Origin of the sequence: Paraburkholderia ultramafica (assembly GCF_902859915.1) — a bacterium.
Taxonomy (GTDB): Bacteria; Pseudomonadota; Gammaproteobacteria; order Burkholderiales; family Burkholderiaceae; genus Paraburkholderia; species Paraburkholderia ultramafica.
The window spans coordinates 40,817-60,261 of sequence record NZ_CADIKK010000020.1 but is presented as its reverse complement, the minus strand read 5'-3'; the positions used below and the strand labels follow the sequence as shown (position 1 = coordinate 60,261).

The window sequence follows — 19,445 nt, the reverse complement described above, 5'->3', positions numbered from 1 at the left end:
GAGACACACCGCATGGCCGCCTCTTTCATCGAAGTCGTCGCCCACGATGGCGGCCGTTTCAACGCTTACGTCGCGCGTCCGGCGCAAGGCTCGGGCCCAGGGCTCGTCCTGTTGCAAGAGATTTTCGGTGTCAACGACTCGATGAAGGCAACCGCCGACCGCTACGCCGAGGAAGGCTATGTGGTGCTGGTGCCGGATCTGTTCTGGCGGATCAAGCCGGGCATCGAGCTCGGTTATGGCGCGGCCGATATGCAGCAGGCCCTCGGCTATCTCGGCCAGTTCAACGTCGACCTCGCCATCGACGATATCGCGGCGACCATCGCCGCGTTGCGCGCGATGCCCGAGCAGACCGGCAAGGTCGGCACGGTGGGCTATTGCCTCGGCGGCAAGCTCGCGTTCCTGAGCGCGGCGCGCACCGACGTCGACTGCGCGGTCAGCTACTACGGTGTGGGCCTCGAAGCGCATCTGGACGAAGTGCCGGCCGTGCGCTGCCCGATGGTGTTCCACTTCCCCGAAAACGACGCGCACTGTCCGCCGCCAACGCGCGAGCAGATCAGCGCCGCGTTGCGCACGCGTGCGCAAATCGAGCAATACGTGTACCCCGGTTGCGATCACGCGTTCGCTGCGCCGGCGCGTGCGCAATACGACAAACCCGCCGCGATGATGGCATATTCGCGCACGCTCGCGTTGCTGCGCAAAGTGCTGGGTCCGGTCTACGATCTGAACGCGTTGTGGGAAGCGCACTGCTACCACGAGTTCGCCACGCGCGACGTGGACGCGGTCATGCCGACCATGGTCGCGCAGCCGTACGTCAATCACGTGCCGACGATGACCGGCGGGGTCGGCCATGACAAGCTCAAGCGCTTCTACACGCATCACTTCGTCAACTCGAATCCGCCCGATACGAAGCTGATTCCGATTTCACGCACGATCGGCGCGGACCGTATCGTCGACGAATTCATTTTCAGCTGCACGCATAGCTGCGAAATCGACTGGCTGCTGCCCGGCGTCGCGCCGACCGGCAAGTATTTCGAAGTGCCGATGCTGGCGGTGGTGTGCTTTCGCGGCGACAAGCTCTATAACGAGCACATCTATTGGGATCAGGCTTCGGTGCTGGTGCAAGTGGGCTTGCTGAATCCCGAGGGATTACCGGTGGCCGGGATCGAAAGCGCGCGCAAGCTGCTCGACGAAACCTTGCCGTCGAATGAGCTGATGGGCAGCAAGGCGCGCGTTTGAGGAGAATGCGGACATCCCCCGATCGCACGAACCAATCAGCGGGCCGGGGACAGCACAAAACGTCTGGTTGACCCGCCAGAAAGGACGGGCAACGCCAAACGTGTGCCTGGTCAGCGTCATCGATCGTCGCACCCGCAATCGGCATGCCTTCGATGTCGATGATCTCGGCGCATACGACAAGCGGCTCGCCTTTGCTATCGAGATCCCCGCCGGATGAACCGGCGTGACTCAAGCAGCAACCGGTGCCATCAGCACGGAGCGCTCAGGCACATTCGTCGCCCAGTCATTCGGCAGCGGCGCGATAAACACGTTCTCGGTCCGGTAGCGACATTTTCCACACACCGTCTACACAGCGGAACGCGTTGTTGAGCCGGCTGGAGCGCAGCACTGAAGAACCGTCGTCGAAGATCCATGGCTGGAAACCCCCGGCGTCATTCTCGCGCGGCCGGTAACGAGGCGGCGACAGAAAATTACTGAGCCCCTGCGCGCGGCCAGGCGGGACTCGCTGCAAAACCGCAAGCGCGATCAAACGCAGCGGTTCGCCGCTAGCTATGCTGGCTTCATGCTGACATGAGAGCCGATATGAACCCGGTTGGAAAAGCGCTCTGGTTTATCGAAAGCCACTTTGCAGGCGAGTTGACGCTCGACGACATCGCCAACTGTGGATGCGTGTCGCGCTTTCACATGGCGCGGGCTTTCGAAGCGGCCACCGGAGTCTCGGTGATGCGCTACGTTCGCGCGCGCCGTCTGAGCGAAGCCGCACGACGCCTCGCCGACGGCGCGCCCGATATCCTGGCGGTTGCCATCGACGCCGGTTACGGTTCTCACGAGGCATTCACGCGCGCGTTTCGCGAGCAGTTCGGACTCACGCCCGAAGCGTTGCGTGCGGGTGGTCATCTCGACAGTATCGCCATAGTGGAGCCGATCAAAATGGACCAAACCCTTCTTACTGATCTGGAGCCGCCGCGTTTTGAAGACGGCAAGCCGTTCCTCGTTGCGGGTCTGAGCGAGCGTTATACGTGCGATACCAGCACGGCGATTCCATCGCAATGGCAGCGCTTCGGCCCGTACTTCGGCAAGGTACCGGGGCAAGTGGGCGGCGTGGCTTACGGCGTGTGCTACAACGCCGACGATGCGGGCAATTTCGATTATCTGTGCGGCGTCGAAGTTAGTGATTTTTCGGCGGTACCGGCGGAGTTGAGTCGCATGCGGATCGCTGCGCAAAGGTATGCGGTGTTTAGTCATCGCGAGCATATTTCGACGGTTCGCAGGACATTGAATACGATCTGGAATCAATGGCTGCCGGCGTCGGGACATGTGCCTGCGGACGCGCCGAATTTCGAGCGGTATGACGAGAAGTTCGATCCGGTCAGCGGGATGGGGGGGTTGGAGATCTGGTTGCCGTTGAAGGGTTGATAGTTGATTCGAGGGATGACCGGGTTGCCCGGCCATTGGTTTGATCGTCGGCGCGGAAGTCGCCGAGATTTTTGCGCTGTCGTGCTGCCCTGCTGTTCGCGGGCCTTGCTTGCCCGTCTAGTGTGGCGCGGCAACCGGGTGCCGCGCAGCGTCCGCTGTGAACGCTGCGGCACTTTTCGCTGACGGGCTTTTGCGGTGCGAAGCGTTTGCGCAGGCGACGGGTGCTTTCGCTCTCTGCGATGCCTCGGCCAGCAGGTTCGCCGCAAGGCGTGCCGTGATGCGGCTTTGCGGTACGCCCTTCGCATCGAGGGCAATCACCTGGAACGGCCCATCGAATGACCGCTTATGAAAAATGCGGAGGGCTGAAGTCGACCCTCATGGGACACTCGCGTCGCTCTAAAGCTGCCATTTGCTGCTGCGAGCGCGCTCGCTGCCTGGCACACCTATACGTCATTGCGAAAGCTGGCTTACGACCGCGATAGGCGCCGCGTTGCTGCGCCAGGACGATGCTCTCACGCTGGCGTTCGCGAATCAGCGCGCGCTCGAATTCCGCAAAGGCCCCCATTACGGACAACATCAGATTCGCCATCGGCGAGTCCTCGCCCGTGAACGTCAAACATTCCTTGGCGAACTCGATGCGCACACTGCGTTGGGCCAGCGCCTGCACGATGTGGCGCAGGTCGTCCAGATTCCGCGCGAGCCGGTCCATGCTATGCACGACTACTGTGTCGCCGCTGCGCACGAACGCCATCATCGCGTCGAGCTGCGGCCGCTTTGTGTCTTTCCCCGACGCCTTGTCGGTAAAGGTGCGATCAAGCTCAATTCCGTCGAGCTGGCGCTCGGCGTGTTGCTCGAACGCGCTGACTCGGACGTATCCGACACGCTGACCGTTGATGGCGATTTTCCGACGAAAGTGTCAGCCTGAAATCTATGACTTCGGCAACTCCGCGTCAAACAGTTGCCACAACGGCCCTATCTTGACGAATCTGCCACGCCCGCCTGACGTCGGCATAGGCTATGGTCTGTCTGGACGCTCTACAGCGTCGTGCTGGCGACGGCTGCGGCCGATGCAGGCTGCAACGGTGTGTCCTGCTCGCGTGAGCGAGTGGGAAGTAATCGCGCCGAGTTAAGAATGAACGTCAACTCCGAAGCGACGTGAATGAACGCGGCGACCAGAGGGTTAAGAAGGCCGACCGCTGCCAGCCCGATGCCCAACGCATCCACGGCGATGGTGCCGACGAAATTCGCCCAGATGATGCGGCGGGTACGGCGTGCGATCGTCAGCGTTTTGGCGAATTTTTCCAGATCATTCCCGAGCAGCACCACGTCTGCACTCTCTCGTGCCACGTCTGTGCCGGAACCCATCGCGACACCAACGTGCGCTTCAATGAGCGCCGGTGCATCGTTGACCCCGTCACCGACCATGGCGACAGTGCGCCCCTCGGCGACCAGGCGCTTGATTCGCTGACGCTTGTCATCGGGTAGCAGATCGGCTGCAACTTCGGTGATGCCCAACTGCCCGGCAACCACATCTGCCGCAGCTTTCGCATCGCCGGTCAGCAATACGGTCCTGATCCCCAGTGCCCGAATCGCGTCGATAGCTCGCCGCGCCTCGGGCCGTACGGTGTCGGCAACGACAATCGCTCCGAGCAAGGTTCCGGCCCGTGCCGCATATACCTCGGACGCGTCCGGATGGTCCGCCAGCAGATCGGCCGGTACAGCGATACTGTGGTCAAGCATGAAAGCCCGATTGCCAACCAGAACCAGATCGCCATCCACTGTCGCATCGATGCCGCGACCCGGCGTGTACCCGAAGCGCGCGGGTTCTTTCGGCGAGCAGTCGAGCGCCTGGGCGTACGCGACGATAGTCTTGCCCAGTGGATGTTCCGAGCGTAGTTCAGCCGAGGCAGCCGCATCAAGCAACGCAGTGAGGTCGACGCCGGCAGCGGGAATCAGTGCGCGCACTTCCGGCTGTCCGTAGGTGAGCGTTCCGGTCTTGTCTAACACGACAGTGTTCACTTGCCCGAGTTGCTCGAGGAACAATCCTCCCTTGACGATTGCGCCGGCTCGGGCCGCGCGACCGATTGCACCGAGGATCGCCAGTGGCGTACCTGCAGCAATTCCGCATGCGCCAGCCACGATGACCACCGAGATCGTCGCGCGGATGTCACGCGTGAGCAGATATGTGAGGGCCGCCGCGCCCAGCGCGAAGTAGACAAGGTAACCCGCCAGCCGGTCAGCCAGGCGCTGTACCGGAGCCCGGGAGCGCTCCGCCTGTTCCACCACTTCGATGATCTTGCCGTAACTGGTATCGCGACCGATGCGTTCTGCCCGAATTTCAAGCGCGCCAGACTGGTTGATCGATCCGGCGAACACCGACGCGCCGACCGTCTTCTCCAGAGGCAGTGATTCGCCGGTGATGCGCGCCTGGTCGACGAACGAGTGACCAGCAATCACGGTACCGTCCACTGGAATGCGTCCGCCGGGATTCACCAGCACCGCATCTCCCACAGCCAGCGAGTCGGCATCCACCTCGGCGACGCTGCCGGCGCGGCGCACCGAGACCGCGCGCGGGAGGAAATCGAGCAGATCTTTGATCGCGCGGCGCCCCCTTGAGACGGTCATGCCTTCCAGCACTTCGGCAATGAGCACGAATAACGTGATGATCAGTGCGGTGAAGAACTCCGAAATTGCCGCCGCGGCGATGATGGCGATGGACATCGACAGTTCCATCGTCATGCGTCTGGCGATCAGGTTTTCGAGGGCTTCCTTGAAAATTGGCCAGCCGCCGATCAGCAGGCCCGCTACCCCAATAACGCTGACCGCAGTCAGTGGCTCCCATAGCCGGAACCACACGGCCGCCGCAGCCAGCGCAACGAGTACGATGCGAACCGCTTCTGGCCACTCAAAGGCATGCTCGTGGTCGTGCTGGTAGTCGTCATCATGATCGTGCCCGTGGTCATGTGCGTGTCCGTGGGCCGCGGCAGTGACGGTGCGTGTCGCGACTTCATCTGCCAGATCCGGCTGGCCAGAATGTGTGTGTTGCGTGCTCATAGGAAATTCCTTCTGTTACTTCAGGTAAGCGCGAATGACGTCGATCAGCTCGAAGGCACCCTCGCTGCGTTCGCGTCGCTTGTAATAGCCGGACTGGCAATGTGCGTTCGTACGTGCTCCTCGATAACCTCCGCCATGAGGCCGTTTCGGGATTCGCGTTCAGTCGACAGTCCCGACTTCACGCTTCAGCCTTGCTGCCCGCCGCGACCTGTCATTGATGACCTGATGACGCCGGTGGTCGGTCATCTTCTTCCAGCCTCGAATCTCATCGAGCGTCCGTAGGCAGCCGATACACAAGCCGGTCTTGCCATCGAAGCTGCACACGTCGATGCACGGTGATTTGACTGCCATCTGTCAGACCGCCGCGCGGGTAGGGTTCACCTCAACCGTCACGTGCGACAGTCCCTTGAAGCGCTTGAGCGCCGCGTGGTAGAAGCCCGGGGTACGTTGCGATTCGCTGGTCGCAACCGATACCACAGCACTCATGTGACCCGGACCGAGTCGCCACACGTGGAGGTCGAGCACCTTGTCACCGTTGTTTTCGATGGCATGGCGGACATTGTCCGCCATGCGGCGGTCGGGGTTCATGTCGAGCAGAATCCCGCCAGTGTCGCGCATCAGCCCGTAGGACCAGTTGGCAATCACCAGCGCACCGATGACACCTGCAAGCGGGTCCATCCAGATCCAGCCGAACCAGCGCGCCAGAACCAGACCAATGATCGCCAGCACCGAGACCGCCGCGTCCGCGATCACGTGGACGTACGCGGACCGGATGTTGTGGTCGCGGGTAGCGGCTTCGTCGACGTCGCCATGGCCGTGCTCGTGTTCTTCGAATTCGACTTCATGCTCACCGTCCTCAAGCCGGACGATGGCCTTGAATGCGTGTGGCTCCGGAATTTCTTCCCGTGACTCGAAGTAGCCTCCCCGGTCGACCAGCGCGAACGATTGCCGCGCGCCATCGGGCCGCACGGTCGTGACAGAAACAATGGATGAATGCAGTTTCGAGTTCTCCGTCTCAGGCGTGATGCGGAAAACCGGAGGCACGCCATCCTCGAAGATGGACACGGCAAACACGCCGGAGGGCGCAAATACGCGCTGCACCTCGTCCTCATGAGCATGTTCGTCGTGGCCGTGCCCGTGCCCGTGACCATGGCCGTGGCTATGGCTATGATGGCCACCGCTCAGCAACCAGACGCTGGCGATGTTGACCAGCAGGCCCACCACCGCAATGGGAATCGCCTGGCCGAAGTGGATCTGCACGGGCGACAGGAACCGCGAGACGGCCTCGTAGCCAATCAGCAGGGCGATCATCGCCAGCACGATGGCGCTGGTGAAGCCTGCCAGGTCGCCGAGCTTGCCGGTGCCGAAGACGAAGCGCGAATCGCTCGCGTGTTTGCGCGCATACGTATACGCCAGCGCCGCGATCAGCATCGCGCCGGCGTGCGTCGACATGTGAAGACCGTCGGCGACGAGCGCCAGTGACCCGAACAGGCTGCCGCCAACGATTTCGATCAGCATCATCGCGCTGCACAGCGCAATGACAGTCCATGTCTTGCGCTCGTTACTTTCGTGACCCGCCCCCAGAAAGATGTGGTCGTGCCCCGCCCCAAAGGCGGCGTTGGTGAAGTCGCTCATATCTGCCTCTATTTGAAGTAGCTGTGGACCACTTCGATTAACTGCTCGGTCGCGCTGCCTTCGGGTTGCTCACCCACTGGGTCCGCGTCGACGAGATGGGTGCGGATGTGATCTTCCAGCACCACCGCCAGCAGACCATTCATCGCGCCCCGGCAACTTGTGATTTGCTGCAGGACGTCGTTGCACCCGCGCTCTTCCTCAAGCGCACGCTCGATGGCCTCAACCTGCCCCTTGATCCGGCGGACGCGGTTGAGAAGTTTCTGTTTTTCGCGAACGGTGTGACTCATTGCTATCCTCCCTGGATACGGAGGGGGAGTATATATCAACTACCCTGTATAGGGTAGGGGGGTATACTTGCGATGTCGGGTGCGCTACAATCCAAAAATGTTGACAAATGGGGCTCATGCCTTGGACACCTGCAGTAGTCGACCTTCGAACAGTTTCGCTGCCTGACCGGCAGGACGTCCGCGCTCCCTTTTCCCAGCCGCCGTCCTGCCAACAGGCAGACGGTGCGCCGTAGTCTTTCTCTCCGTGCACCTTGATTAGCGCCATGTAGACGCCGCCGTTGCGTGCGTCCGCCTGGCACCGCGTCGCGAGCGTCAACTCGCGGCAGCGTTTGTTCGCGCCTTTTCGAACCATCGGTGCGAGCAAACGCGTGGATGAATACGTGCGTTGCAAACGCCGATAAGGAGCCCCCATGCCGGACTGTGACAGTTATCCCATATGCCGCTCACCTCAACTTTTAACTGAGGAAAGCGAGTAGACCGCTGTCGCCGCGCGCATCGCGTCCGGCCTCCGTGTCCGCTGGCTTTCCGCAAACCGCGTTAAGCCAAACGCTCGGAGAAATATCATGAACTTCGGCCTCCTCGTCTCGCAACTGCCGCACGTCCAGGAATCACGCGTCCACTACGACGCCATGCTCGCGCTGCACGCCCCCGAGCCGCACAGATTCGCCGCCTTCTGGCAACGCCTCAAAAACCTCGTTTCATAATTTTTCGCGTTACTTTCCGCCATACGCAAGCGGCGCCGCGGCCGGACGATTTTCGCCCTATGACGCACGCCCTTGCGTATGCCGAAGGTGCGCATTTTCCTTTCAAGAACCAGATTCAGAGCAGAAAGAAAAATGTCCACTCCATCCCAGGTCTCATCAGCGCGTAGCGCCGTACTCGATGAAGCCCACATCGGCGACATCAAGGGCGCGCTCGGCACCATCGCCCATCACGACACGGCCCCGCGTACCAGCTGGTGGGCACGTTTCCGTACGCTGCTCGCCATCCTCGGCCCCGGGCTCATCGTGATGGTGGGCGACAACGATGCGGGCGCCTTCGGCACCTACACCCAGGCGGGACAGAACTACGGAACCACCCTGCTGTGGACCATGCTGCTGCTGGTCCCGGTGCTGTTCGTCAACCAGGAAATGGTGCTGCGGCTCGGTGCAGTAACGGGTGTTGGCCACGCGCGCCTGATCTTCGAGCGCTTCGGCAAGTTCTGGGGCGCCTTCAGCGTCATCGACCTGTTCATCCTCAACGCGCTGACCATCGTGACCGAGTTCATCGGGATCACGTTCGTGCTCGACTTCTTCGGTGTCCAAAAGATTCTGGGGGTCTGCATTGCTGCTGCGCTCACGATGGCCGCTGTCAGCACAGGAAACTTCCGGCGTTTCGAACGCTTCGCCGTGGTTCTGTGCCTGCTAAGCCTGCTGCTCGTTCCCGTACTGGTGTCGATTCACCCACCCGTCAGTCAGATGACGCGCGACTTCTTCATTCCGAACTGGCCCGCGCACTCGAAGCTGAGCGACGTGATGCTGCTTGTCATCGGCATTGTCGGCACCACCGTTGCGCCGTGGCAACTGTTCTTCCAGCAAAGCTATATCGTAGACAAGCGCATCACACCGCGCTTCATGCAGTACGAAAAAGCCGACCTGTGGATTGGCATCGTAGTCGTGCTGATCGGCGCGGTGGCGATGATTTCGTTCTGCGCTGCACTCTTCGCCGGGCGGCCCGAGTTCGGGAACTTCACGGACGCTGGCGACATCATCGCAGGCCTCGAAAAATATGCGGGTCGCACCTCGGCCGTCCTCTTCGCCATCGCACTGTTTGACGCCTGCATCATTGGCGCCGCAGCGGTGTCGCTGTCGACTGCGTACGCCATCGGCGACGTTTTCAAGATCCGGCACTCCCTCCACCGCGGTGTATCCGATGCGAAGGGTTTCTATCTGGTGTACTTCGGCATCGTTGCTGCTGCGGCGGCATTGGTGCTGATTCCGGGCAGCCCCCTCGGCCTGCTGACTGAGGCCGTGCAAACCCTCGCGGGCGTGCTGCTGCCGAGCGCCACGGTGTTCCTGCTGCTGCTCTGCAACGACAAGGCCGTGCTGGGTCCGTGGGTCAACTCGAAGAGGCTCAACCTCTTTACGGGCGCCGTCATTTGGGTTCTGGTGATGTTGTCCATCATTCTGACCGCGTCGGTACTGTACCCGGATATCTCGGGCGAGACGATTCTCGAAGTGCTCGCTGGCGGGACGCTGCTAGCCGTCGTTGGCTATGCCGCAACGCTCGGGATTCGAAGAATCCGCCGTGAACCTGCTGATAGCGCGGCCGACAGCACCGTGCAAAAGTATTCCAAAAACGCACGCAACGCATGGCGCATGCCGCCGCTGGATGAACTGCCGCCACCGAATCTCACGCTGGCTAATCGGGTGTGGATGGGCGTGTTACGCGGTTATCTGTTGCTGGCAACGGGTCTGGTGGTCGTGAAGGTCGTGCAGATGACGTTTTTAAGATAGTGAGCAGGCGCCGCCTCTCTGAGCGGACCGACGAGAAAATGATGTAAGTGACGACACCGGCCTGTCGCCCGACGACGAAGTTGCAACGTGAGTTTTCCGGGATGTCGGGCGAGTGCGGGTGAAGTTGCCGCCTCAACTAGGCGGCAAGGATCAGGCTTCGTTTAGAAGTAACCTTGCTCGGAAAGCGAATCAAAGAGTTGTTCCGCTGCCTTGACGGAATGGCCGACGAACTTAGGCACCTCGACTTGCTCTCCGGCCGCGAGCGCCCCATTGATCATTTCGCCGAGCAGCTTCTGTGACAACTCGACCACAAATTTCTTTCTCTCGTCCATCTTTAGCGTTTCCTGTGGCCGGTTACCTACCGACAATCGGGGCGCGCGGAAGCGCCAAATGCTTTTTCCGTTATTCAAAGGGGTTCAGCAGACGAACACCCGTCCCCGAAAAATCGTCAACGTTCCGCGTCACGACAGCTAGATCGTGAATCAAAGCCGTTGCCGCGATCAACTTATCCAAGATGTGCTCGGGATGCGGCACGCGAAGACGTCCCCAAACTTGCCCGACGTCTTCGTCAATCGGGAGGATGTTCTGCGCGTATTCAACTAAGATCGTTTGAAGCCATGTTTCGAGCAAGTTTGCTTGCGCAGCGTCGCCGCGATGCCGAACCAGTTCGACGCCCCGGCGAAGTTCCCCGACAGTTACGACCGACACGTATATCTCCGCGTCGCTCTTTGCCGCCTGCCTGAAAAACTTTCTAACGCCACTGTTTGCACGATCACGCTTCCTTGCTTCACAGATGACGTTGGTATCAATCAAATACACGCGCGACCTCTCCCGCGTCGTCAACGCGCTGGAAATCTGCGTCTTCGCCCACATCGGGCATCGTCATCAACACCTCCGCAAAGCTCTTTCGCTTCGGTCTCCGCAGCGCTCGGGCAAGAATTTCCCTGTGCTCTGCTTCTGAACTGCGGCCATGCGCAGCCGCCAACTCGCGCAAGCTTTGAACAAGCGCGTCATCCACACCACGTACCAAAAGGTTTGCCATGACTTCTCCTTACCACATTGCTATCAATGATAGCACGGCGTGGAGCGAATGCAAGCATTGATAGCGTAAGTGACATAACGGCCAGAATCGTGTTTTTCTTTAATCTAACCATTCATCGAACCCGGCTAGCGCCGCACGCCGCTCCCGTGGCAAAACTTCAAGATATGGCTCAACGTGGCCCAGATCGGCGTGCCCTAGCAGAAGCTGCACGGTTTCTAGTGAATGCCCATTAGCCAGCAGCCGACTCGCGAATGTGCGGCGACCAGATTTTGCTAGAGATAGGTATAACAACACTGCGCCCGCAGTCTGGAAGGCCGTACTGTCTGCTTGATGAGGTATCCTTTTTATAGCCAAAATCTCGTCCAGAGCCGCCTATTTGCACCTGAGCCCTCCAAACCACACAAATCCATGACCCAAAAACCTTGCTGAAAAATCTCCATTTCTTAACTTGGGTGGATTGGTATCCAATATCAAAACAAACTAATACTCATCGCCGTGGACCTGCCAATCTGGGCTCTTATGTAGCTTTCGCCCTGGTCCTTGCGCACTTCATCCTGAGGTATATCGTTATCGTAGTTTCTTATCCGGATCGACCCGATAATCGCTTCAACGGGTATATTGGTTACGTTTACCTCTCCGCCGGACTCGTCGTGTTGCCTATATCCATTGTTCACGGAAATCGCGCCCATATCATATGCATTCTCGCTTGCCGGTAGACGGTTCGTATCTATGATGTATACATAACCTGTACCTCCTTGATGGCAATAGCCAAGCGCACCGGCCATTTGCTTCGCCGCGGACACACCTGACCGGCCTGATGCCCCTATTCCGGTGCCGAGCCCCTGAGCCTCCAGCAAATTCTCGGGGCGCGTCAAATCGTTCTGGCTCTTAAAACCGCCCGCACTGCGTATTTGGTCTGGCCTTCTGGAGTCCCCGCGATACACTATCCCACGATATTCATATAATTTGACATGCTCGGCCATTGAGCTAGCTTTCGTCGACTCCACCACACGTCCATAACTTCCGGTGTTCCTGATAAACCCGGTTAAGCTATTCTGAGTCACTCTTTCGCCTACTGGAAACGACGCAATATCAGCCAGTTGGTCGGCGCCGAACTGCTTCCAGCTTGAATTCGAGCGTGTAGCGCACCCGCTTCGTCTTGTTCATCTTCTTGATTCTCCTTGCGTGAGTTTAAACGCTCAGCAAGGGATTCGTTTTTGGGGGGCAAGCTCAGAGTGACGTGCGGCGGCACGTCACGCATCCTCACGGCCGGTCGTCCGCATCGGCCCGCTCCCCAACCCCGGCGGTTCCACCGAACCGGGTCCTCGTACCGAGGACCGTTCCGCGCTTCGAACGCGCCTGCGGGCTGATGTTCTGAAAGTCGAACGAACCGCTCCTTTCAATACGCACTGCTAGACAGGATATTGCTTTAAAAGCAATACCCTACGCATCGCATGCCCAGTTGGCACATCCCTTGCACTGTTAGGCCGACGCCTGGCGAGGCTCGCATCGATAACGGTTAAACGCGGCCGCCGTTTAGCCCAGGACGCAGCCGTTAAATGGACTCCGCCGCAATTGCGCATTGACACGTAGAGAGGAAAGGACCGCGATGGAAGACGAGCTCAGTCGTACCGTGGATGGGCTCCCGGGCTTGGTGTGGACCGCATTCCCTGATGGTCGCGCCGAGTTTGTCAATCGACGCTGGTGTGAATATACCGGGCTCGCCGCCCACGAAGCGTCGGGCGAGGGCTGGCAGATGGCGTTCCACCCCGATGACCGGCCAGCGCTGCTCGAATCCTGGCGAACCATCGTCGCCTCCGGCGAGCCGAGCGAGGCCGAAGCGCGAATTCGGCGTTTCGATGGCGCGTATCGCTGGTTTCTATGCCGTGCCAGCCCCATTCTCGACGCTGTCGGCAAGGTCGTGAAGTGGTGCGGGATCAACACGGAAATCGAGGACCGCAAACGGGCCGAAGATGCGCTGCGCGCGCACGAGCAGCGCTTTCGGCTGATCGTGGACTGCCTCCCGACTCGGGTCGTGCTCTTTACGCCGGAGGGTGATGTTTTCCATGCCAACCGCCATACGCTCGAATACGCCGGCGCGACATTCGAGGAGTTAAACGCGGCTTGGACAAGTTGGATCCATCCGGATGACCGACAAGCGGTCGTTGCCCGGTTTCATGCGTCGATCAGCTCCGGCGAGCCTTACGACGCCGAAAGCCGCCATCGCCGTGCCGACGGCGTCTACCGATGGTTCCACGTACAGGGCTTTCCATTGCGCGACAACTTGGGCCGAATCCTTCTCTGGTATTTCCTGCAGACGGACATCGACGACCGCAAGCAAGCGGACGAGCACTTGCGGAAAAGCGCTGCGCTGATGGCCAAAGTGGAGGAGCTCAGTTTGAGCGGAAGCTTTTGCTGGCGCCCGGCGAGCGGCTCGATCACCTGGTCGGAGCAGCTCTATCGCATCTTTGGGATCGAGCCAGGGACGCCGATTACGAGGGAAGTCGTGGCGGCGCGATACCACCCTGGCGACCTTCATCTACTGAGTGAAATGATCAAGCGGGCTCAAGATGGCATGGATGTGGAGTTCGAGTACCGCTTGCTGCTGCCTGACGGCTCCGTCAAGTACCTGCACGCCCAGGCTCATGCCACGCGTGACCCGCAGGGGCGGCTGGACTACATCGGCGCCGTGAAGGACATGACGGAGCACCGGCAGTCCGACGACGCGCTCCTCGCGCTGCGCGCCGAACTGGCCCACCTGAGCCGGGTCAACAGCCTGGGAGCGTTGACGGCCTCGATCGCGCACGAGATCAACCAGCCGTTGGCCGGCATCATGACCAACGCCAGCACGGGTCTGCGCATGCTGAGCGCAGAGCCGCCCAACGTGGAAGGCGCGCTCGAGACCGTGCGACGCACGATCCGCGACGGACACCGCGCCTCCGAGGTGATCGTGCGTCTGCGCGCGCTGTTCCAGAAAAAGGCAGTGACGACTACCTCGGTCGATCTGGTCGAAGCCGCGCATGAGGTTATCGATCTGCTGCGCAGCGAGATTCGCAATAGGCGGATCGTGCTGCAGCTGAAAACTGCCGACGACCTGCCGCCTGTCACAGGAGACAGGGTCCAGCTCCAGCAGGTGGTGCTGAACCTGCTTCTCAATGCCTTGGAAGCGATGAATGGCGTCGACGACCGTCCACGGCGGTTGCTGGTCAAGATCGAGCGCGACGATTGCGACGGCGTGGCACTCACCGTGACCGATTCCGGCGTGGGCTTCGACCCGCAGCATGTGGGCAATCTCTTCGACGCGTTTTACACTACCAAGAAGGAAGGTATGGGCATCGGCCTGTGTGTGAGCCGCCGCATCATCGAGAGCCACGGCGGCCGCCTGTGGGCCTCCTCGAACGCGGGCTACGGTGCCACGTTTTCATTGTCTGTCCCGTACCGAACGGGCAGCACAATTGCCGCTGATCTTCCTTCCGCCATGGGTCAGGCGAGGTGTACGGACGCGGCGCGGAACGTGAGGAACCCGTAATGGTCGAACGCTTTCTTATCGCGGTTGTCGACGACGACGAGTCCGTGCGCGAATCGCTGCCCGACCTGTTGCGCGAATTCGGCTTTGCGACGCAGGCGTTTGAGTCGGCGGAGGCGTTTCTGGCCTCCGACTGTATCGGCCAGGCCCACTGTCTGGTCCTCGATATCGACATGCCCGGCATGTCCGGACGAGACCTGCAGCACGAGTTGCAGCGGCGTCGGCATACCGTTCCGATCGTCTTCATTACGGCGCGTGGGGACGAGGCGCTCCGGCCGCGCATCCTTGAAAAAGGTGCCGTCGAATGCCTGTGCAAACCATTCATCGACATCGCCCTGCTCAGGGCGATCCAGGCCGCCCTCGGGGCCGCCTGATACCACCTGCGATCGGAATTTGCAATGACACCAGCCAATGCAGTTGAATATGAATCGGAATCGTCGTCCGCGCACGCCACGCCGGTCGTCTTCGTCGTCGACGATGACGTCTCGGTGCGCGAGTCGCTCGAAGCAATGATCCGTTTTACCGGTCTCAAGGCAGAGACGTTCGCTTCCGCCCAGGACTTCCTCGGGCGCCCGCGCGCGATGGTCCCGAACTGCCTGGTGCTGGATATCAGTCTTCCCGATCTCAGCGGCCTTGACCTGCAGAAGCGCATCGCATGCAAGCGCACCGACATGCCGATCATCTTCATCACCGGCTACGGCGACGTGCCGACAACAGTGCGGGCCATGAAGGCGGGGGCGGTTGAATTCTTCACCAAACCTTTCGACGACGAAGTTCTGCTCGATGCCATACGGCACGCCATCGAGCGCAGCCGCGCGGCATTATGCGAGGAAGCCGGGATGCAGTCGATCCGTGATCGCTACACCTCACTCAGTCAACGCGAGCGGGAAGTCATGGCGTTGGTGGTATCCGGCCTGCTGAACAAGCAGGTGGGAGCCGAACTGGGCATCAGCGAAATCACGGTGAAGGCGCACCGCGGGCAGGTCATGCGCAAGATGGACGCCCGCTCGCTCGCCGAACTGGTAAACATCGCCGGAAGACTTCATCCCAGCCGGGCACCTGCGTGAGGGGCAGGGCGCGTCCCTGCACGCCGATGGCTGCGCCAGCCTGAATATCACGTCACCATACCGTCAGCTCAACAGGTTCTTCCTCGCGACGCCTTGCTCATCGGCTTGCTGTACAACACGCAACGCACCTTTGGGCCGGCGCCACCGCGAGCGCATCACATGCACGCAGCGACGGCTCGACAAAACGCATCTCCTCGTCGATCACGATACCGAGCTTCACTGGCTCACGAAAACCAGGAGCCCACCCGAAACACACAGTCGATTCCGTCACGGGCCCAGCAGGTCGACAACATCGCGACCAGCAGGACGGCAGCGACATTGACCGCGATAATCACGTAACCGGTCAGCGTCAGAGGCTCGCCGAGAAACGTGACCCACTGTTTCGTGCGCTTCACGAATTTTGCGGTGTGGCGCAACTGGTCGATGATGTAAGCACCGCAGGAGCGGCGTTCAATGGCAGTGTGAATTTTGCTTTTCATCATCACGCGTCGCGGCAAGCACTACTAAAAAAGATCCAAATCACAGATGCATTGAATAAGCGCTCCGACTTGGCCGCCAACTCGATGACATCCACCGAATTTCGTTGCAAGAAAAAATTCATGTAGTCCATCGGGTTGATCAAGTCGACTGTTTTGCTGGCACCCACCACAGATTCTTCAATCCAGGAACCAATTTAGGGTATTCCAAGGACAGCCGCAATTGCACTTTGGTTGCAGGATTAAACGACATTCTTTCCCTCCGATACGAGGTGTCATTACACCATTGTGCAATTGAGTCACGCACCGCTGGCGGCCTAAATTTACTGTCCATGAGCGACGTCTTCCAACGCTGACGAGCTCTAGCGTAGCCAGTCACACAACGTCACGGAAGCGTCGCGTGTTCCGGGAACAAGCACGGATCGGACCCAGCGCGGTGATAGCCGGCTTTCGTCACGTTGTCCAATGACGGCATCGAACGCGTGTTTCGCAGCTTCAAGGTGGACCGCTCGCCTTTATACAAATCAGTTCCCGTCAAAGTGGCGCGCGTCGCCACAGTCGGGCCATATTTCGCCACGCAAGCCGTGTTGCTGCCGCAATAGGATGGTCATCATGCTTACCGACGTACTCCACCTTTCGCGCGCCCAGTTCGCGATGACCGCGGTCTTTCACATTCTGTAGCCGATCCTGACAATCAGTCTCCCGGCGTTCCTGCTGCTGATCGAAGCACTGTGGATCCGCACTGGCGATGTGATGTACTACCGCCATTCCCGCTTCTGGGGCAAGCTTCTCGTGCTCAACTTCACGGTCGGCGTGGTCACCGGCATTCCGATGGAGTTTCAGTTCGGTACAAACAGGTCCGGCTTCTCCCAGTTCAGTGGGCAGTTCGTCGGAAACATCCTCGGTTTCGAAGGCGCAATGGCGTTCATGCTCGAAGCTGGATTCGTCGGCGTGATGATGCTCGGCTGGGGACGTGTACCACGTAGCGTCCATCTCTTTGCCACTGCGATGGTGGCGCTCGGATCCGGCATTTCCGCGTTCTGGATCATGGTCGCCAATTCGTGGATGCAGACGCCCGCCGGCTTCGCAGTCGTCAACGGAAAGATTGTCGTGACGGACTATCTGGCCGCCATCTTCAACCCAGACATGGTGTGGGGCGTCTCGCACACGTGGATGGCCGCGATCGAAACAGGCATGTTCGTGATCGCGGGAATCTCCGCGTACCACCTGTTCCGCCGCCGGCATCCCGAGTTCTTTGCGCGTTCGTTCAAGATCGCACTAGGCGCGCTTGTCTTCGTTGCACCGATTCAGGTCTGGCTTGGGGACGCGAGCGGCATCAGCGTGTTCGAGACACAACCCGCTAAGGGTGCCGCCATCGAAGGACATTGGGAAACCAACAAGACCGGCACGGGTGCCGCATGGTCGCTCGTTGCCTGGCCCGATCAGCAAAAGCAGCGTAGTGACTGGTCGATCGAAGTGCCGGGATTCCTCAGCATCCTCGGAACGCATTCGCTGCACGGACAGGTCAGGGGTCTCACGGACTTCCCGCGCGCCGACCAGCCGCCTATGGTGCCGCTCCTCTACTACGCATTCCGCCTGATGGCTGGCATCGGCTTCGCATTCACGCTGCTCGCGTTCTGGACAGCATATGCATTGCGTAAAGCACGCGGCAGCCTCGAGTACCTTGTCGCACAGCGCAAGCTCTTGCTCGCATGGGTGCTGTGCATCCCGCTGCCTTACCTGGCTGTCGAGGCCGGGTGGATTGTACGCGAGGTAGGACGCCAGCCGTGGGTTGTCTACGGACTGATGCGAACGAGTCAAGCCGTGTCCACGGTGCCCGCAGCCTCCGTAACGGTCAGCATGGCGATGTTCTTCGCGTTCGACGTCGTATTGCTCGTCACCTTCTTCCTTCTCGCGCGGCAATGGCTGAAGAACGGTCCCGATCTCGCGGCTCTACCGCCCGCGACCATTCGCGCAGCGGACTGCGCTGGTTCAGACTGGCGAGTAAAGGGCTGGCGCCAGCCGTCCGACGACCGCAGCATTCACGCCTGAAAGAGCTTTGCCGCGGCCTTATCTCGCCGCTTTTGCACCAGCACATCGAGCTCCGCACCGCACTCGTCGACTGCTCGCCACAACAGGTACGGCTCGCCGCGCAGCGTCACGAACATCTCGCCCAGATGCCATATGCTGCCCGGCCTGGGCCGCGCCGCTTTGGCGCACCGGGCGAATCCAGCGCCGAATTTGCCGCACCAGCAACGGATCGTTTCGTACGTGACCACGATACCACGCTCGAGCAACAACTCCTCGACGTCGCGCAGGCTCAGGCTAAACCGGAAATACCACCGAACCGCGCAACTGATGACGACAGCAGGGAAGCGATGACCGTGATAAAGCGATTTCGTTTTCTTCATCACTTCATTCTGCCGCCGCCTTCCCCATCAACCTGACAGTGCCCCCGAAACGGGTCGGCGTGCCGACAACGATAGCGTCATAGTTGGCGAGTTCGGCCACCGTCACAACCGGTGCATGCTGGTCGAGCTTGAAGTAAGCAGCCGTGGCCACCTCCTCCGGTGCGGTTTCCGGCACCCGCTCGACGTCGACCGTGGCGCCCGCCGCGCGCGCACCCTCGGCGACGGCATCCGCCAGCGCTTCGACGTGGCCATACGAGGAGTAGTACAGAACCATGACTTTCGCCATTTCGAATTCCTATCTATATATATGCGGCGATGTCGCGGTGGGAAACTACATGGGCTCGTACGAGCATGACCACGCGGCTAGGACGGCATGGAATCGAGGAAGACGTAGAGCGCTGCAATCTTCCCGTCGCGAACGATGATCACATCCAGGCCCGCATAGTCGGGCGCCTCGCCCCGCGGGCCGGATGCCCAGGCGAGGCGGCCGGCATTGTGAAGCGCCTGAGGCTCGCCGAGCGGCGAATAAGCAAAATGCGGGTGCGTCGCGCGGAGATCGCCGGCGAATTTGTCGAGTGCGTCGTGCCCGGAGAATGTGCCCGGTGGCACGTAGAGCACGCAATCTTCGGTATAGAGTTCCTCGATGGCCGCGCGACGACGCGTTGCGTCGCCTTCGCCGAACACTTCCTGGAGGTTGCGATAAAGCAGTTCGTGGATACGGTCGTTCATGATTCGTCTCCTTTCTGATTGACCATGCAGCGAGTCAAGTCACGTTATACGGATGTCTAAAGAAGGGAAGA

The 19,445-nt window shown here is 60.3% G+C and carries 20 protein-coding genes and 3 pseudogenes; 9 read left to right on the top strand and 14 right to left on the bottom strand.

Annotated elements, in window-relative coordinates; genetic code table 11:
* The first annotated feature begins 12 nt into the window (after positions 1-12).
* From HV744_RS21415 to HV744_RS21405, 3 genes are all read left to right on the top strand, one after another.
* Positions 13-1,236, top strand: a complete 1,224-nt coding sequence (locus HV744_RS21415; protein ID WP_175151402.1) for a dienelactone hydrolase family protein — start codon at positions 13-15, stop codon at positions 1,234-1,236.
* Between the two features lie 67 nt (positions 1,237-1,303).
* Positions 1,304-1,453 (top strand): hypothetical protein, encoded by a 150-nt coding sequence (locus HV744_RS21410; protein ID WP_175151401.1) that lies wholly within the window; start codon positions 1,304-1,306, stop codon positions 1,451-1,453.
* A 365-nt stretch (positions 1,454-1,818) separates the two neighbouring features.
* The gene (locus tag HV744_RS21405; protein WP_175151400.1) at positions 1,819-2,652 is read left to right on the top strand and encodes an AraC family transcriptional regulator; all 834 of its coding nucleotides are present in this window, start codon (positions 1,819-1,821) and stop codon (positions 2,650-2,652) included.
* A gap of 343 nt (positions 2,653-2,995) precedes the next feature.
* Here HV744_RS21405 and HV744_RS21400 read toward each other — a convergent pair whose 3' ends face one another.
* The 5 genes from HV744_RS21400 to HV744_RS21380 form a co-directional block, all read right to left on the bottom strand.
* The gene (locus HV744_RS21400) at positions 2,996-3,475 is read right to left on the bottom strand and encodes a recombinase family protein (RefSeq protein ID WP_425497799.1); all 480 of its coding nucleotides are present in this window, start codon (positions 3,473-3,475) and stop codon (positions 2,996-2,998) included.
* A gap of 212 nt (positions 3,476-3,687) precedes the next feature.
* Positions 3,688-5,706, bottom strand: coding sequence for a heavy metal translocating P-type ATPase (locus HV744_RS21395; protein ID WP_175151399.1), 2,019 nt, complete (start codon positions 5,704-5,706; stop codon positions 3,688-3,690).
* Between the two features lie 159 nt (positions 5,707-5,865).
* Complete coding sequence (locus HV744_RS21390) at positions 5,866-6,057, bottom strand: DUF1289 domain-containing protein (RefSeq protein ID WP_175151398.1); 192 nt, start codon at positions 6,055-6,057, stop codon at positions 5,866-5,868.
* A gap of 3 nt (positions 6,058-6,060) precedes the next feature.
* Positions 6,061-7,341 carry a CDF family Co(II)/Ni(II) efflux transporter DmeF gene (gene dmeF / locus HV744_RS21385; RefSeq protein ID WP_175151397.1) on the bottom strand — a complete coding sequence of 427 codons (1,281 nt, stop codon included), beginning with the start codon at positions 7,339-7,341 and terminating at the stop codon, positions 6,061-6,063.
* Positions 7,342-7,349: 8 nt separating this feature from the next.
* Positions 7,350-7,628 carry a metal/formaldehyde-sensitive transcriptional repressor gene (locus tag HV744_RS21380; RefSeq protein ID WP_175151396.1) on the bottom strand — a complete coding sequence of 93 codons (279 nt, stop codon included), beginning with the start codon at positions 7,626-7,628 and terminating at the stop codon, positions 7,350-7,352.
* 563 nt (positions 7,629-8,191) lie between these two features.
* Here HV744_RS21380 and HV744_RS21375 point away from each other — a divergent pair.
* Entirely contained in the window at positions 8,192-8,332 is a 141-nt protein-coding gene (locus HV744_RS21375) for a hypothetical protein (protein ID WP_175151395.1), read from the top strand.
* 132 nt (positions 8,333-8,464) lie between these two features.
* A complete protein-coding gene (locus tag HV744_RS21370; RefSeq protein ID WP_175151482.1) occupies positions 8,465-10,123 on the top strand; it encodes an NRAMP family divalent metal transporter in 1,659 nt (552 codons plus the stop codon).
* A gap of 161 nt (positions 10,124-10,284) precedes the next feature.
* Here HV744_RS21370 and HV744_RS21365 read toward each other — a convergent pair whose 3' ends face one another.
* From HV744_RS21365 to HV744_RS21345, 5 genes are all read right to left on the bottom strand, one after another.
* On the bottom strand, positions 10,285-10,455 hold the full coding sequence (locus HV744_RS21365; RefSeq protein WP_175151394.1) for a hypothetical protein: 171 nt from the start codon (positions 10,453-10,455) through the stop codon (positions 10,285-10,287).
* Between the two features lie 70 nt (positions 10,456-10,525).
* On the bottom strand, positions 10,526-10,942 hold the full coding sequence (locus HV744_RS21360) for a type II toxin-antitoxin system VapC family toxin (protein ID WP_175151393.1): 417 nt from the start codon (positions 10,940-10,942) through the stop codon (positions 10,526-10,528).
* On the bottom strand, positions 10,929-11,165 hold the full coding sequence (locus HV744_RS21355) for a FitA-like ribbon-helix-helix domain-containing protein (RefSeq protein ID WP_175151392.1): 237 nt from the start codon (positions 11,163-11,165) through the stop codon (positions 10,929-10,931). The genes HV744_RS21360 and HV744_RS21355 overlap by 14 nt, the downstream gene beginning before the upstream one ends.
* 99 nt (positions 11,166-11,264) lie before the next feature.
* Positions 11,265-11,459: a tyrosine-type recombinase/integrase gene (locus tag HV744_RS38035; RefSeq protein ID WP_281363661.1), complete on the bottom strand. Its 195-nt coding sequence runs from the start codon at positions 11,457-11,459 to the stop codon at positions 11,265-11,267.
* Positions 11,460-11,635: 176 nt separating this feature from the next.
* On the bottom strand, positions 11,636-12,148 hold the full coding sequence (locus tag HV744_RS21345; protein ID WP_175151391.1) for a hypothetical protein: 513 nt from the start codon (positions 12,146-12,148) through the stop codon (positions 11,636-11,638).
* 626 nt (positions 12,149-12,774) lie between these two features.
* On the opposite strand from HV744_RS21345, the gene HV744_RS21340 reads away from it, so the two are divergent.
* The 3 genes from HV744_RS21340 to HV744_RS21330 are packed head-to-tail and all read left to right on the top strand — an operon-like array spanning position 12,775 to position 15,758.
* Positions 12,775-14,694 (top strand): PAS domain-containing sensor histidine kinase, encoded by a 1,920-nt coding sequence (locus HV744_RS21340; RefSeq protein WP_175151390.1) that lies wholly within the window; start codon positions 12,775-12,777, stop codon positions 14,692-14,694.
* Complete coding sequence (locus tag HV744_RS21335; protein ID WP_175151389.1) at positions 14,694-15,065, top strand: response regulator; 372 nt, start codon at positions 14,694-14,696, stop codon at positions 15,063-15,065. Before HV744_RS21340 ends, HV744_RS21335 begins: the two co-directional genes overlap by 1 nt.
* Before the next feature lie 24 nt (positions 15,066-15,089).
* Positions 15,090-15,758, top strand: coding sequence for a response regulator transcription factor (locus tag HV744_RS21330; RefSeq protein ID WP_175151388.1), 669 nt, complete (start codon positions 15,090-15,092; stop codon positions 15,756-15,758).
* A 224-nt stretch (positions 15,759-15,982) separates the two neighbouring features.
* On the opposite strand, the gene HV744_RS21325 is transcribed toward HV744_RS21330, so the two are convergent.
* Positions 15,983-16,243 carry a hypothetical protein gene (locus HV744_RS21325; protein ID WP_175151387.1) on the bottom strand — a complete coding sequence of 87 codons (261 nt, stop codon included), beginning with the start codon at positions 16,241-16,243 and terminating at the stop codon, positions 15,983-15,985.
* Positions 16,244-16,846: 603 nt separating this feature from the next.
* Here HV744_RS21325 and HV744_RS21320 point away from each other — a divergent pair.
* Positions 16,847-18,286 (top strand): annotated as a pseudogene (locus HV744_RS21320) (cytochrome ubiquinol oxidase subunit I).
* Here the strand turns inward: HV744_RS21320 and HV744_RS21315 are convergent.
* From HV744_RS21315 to HV744_RS21305, 3 genes and pseudogenes are all read right to left on the bottom strand, one after another.
* Positions 18,286-18,645 (bottom strand): annotated as a pseudogene (locus HV744_RS21315) (IS6 family transposase); the annotation flags it as partial. The pseudogenes HV744_RS21320 and HV744_RS21315 overlap by 1 nt on opposite strands.
* Before the next feature lie 43 nt (positions 18,646-18,688).
* A pseudogene (locus HV744_RS21310) lies at positions 18,689-18,931 on the bottom strand (flavodoxin domain-containing protein); the annotation flags it as partial.
* Between the two features lie 77 nt (positions 18,932-19,008).
* The gene (locus tag HV744_RS21305; protein WP_175151386.1) at positions 19,009-19,374 is read right to left on the bottom strand and encodes a nuclear transport factor 2 family protein; all 366 of its coding nucleotides are present in this window, start codon (positions 19,372-19,374) and stop codon (positions 19,009-19,011) included.
* Between the last annotated feature and the right edge of the window lie 71 nt (positions 19,375-19,445).